The 544-nt window shown below is 35.1% G+C and carries 1 protein-coding gene; it reads left to right on the forward strand.

Annotated elements, in window-relative coordinates; all coding sequences use genetic code 11:
- Window positions 1-146 precede the first annotated feature (146 nt).
- Window positions 147-503, forward strand: a complete 357-nt coding sequence (locus tag ACF91D_RS31560; protein WP_392438667.1) for a YopX family protein — start codon at window positions 147-149, stop codon at window positions 501-503.
- The last annotated feature ends 41 nt before the right edge of the window (window positions 504-544 follow it).

Here is a 544-nt window from a genome sequence, read left to right on the forward strand (position 1 = left end):
AGCTAAAGAGAGTGGTGTGAGTAATAGTCAGTTATATAAACAAGCAGGCAACGCAGTTACTGTGAATGTGGTAGATGCGATTGTTGGAAAATTGGAGGACGCAAATAATGACACTAATATGGCGTGACGGAAAGCTGGTGGAGTAGATGATTAAGTTTAGAGCATGGGATAAAGAATCACAAAGAATGTTTAATGTTGCTAGATTTGACTTTGCAGATTACACAGTATATTCACATCTATTTTCTTGTGATGGTTACTTAGGAGAAAACCTTGAAATTATGCAATCCACAGGGCTTAAAGATAAGAACGGCATTGAGATATTTGAGGGGGATATTGTGAAAGACTATTACGATTTTAATTTTGAAGTTGTAAGTTCACCCGCTGGTACTTGGAATATTGTTAATGGTAAAGGTGGGAAAATATTAGGAAATTGGGAATTTGATGTTGAAATAATTGGAAATAAATTTGAGAACTCTAATATTCAAGTATATAGCTACAGATAAGGAGTGATGGCGAGTGAGTTTTATAGCTACTACAGATATGT

The sequence above is a fragment of the Staphylococcus sp. 231237_7MaSpsaltlick genome, from assembly GCF_043107035.1.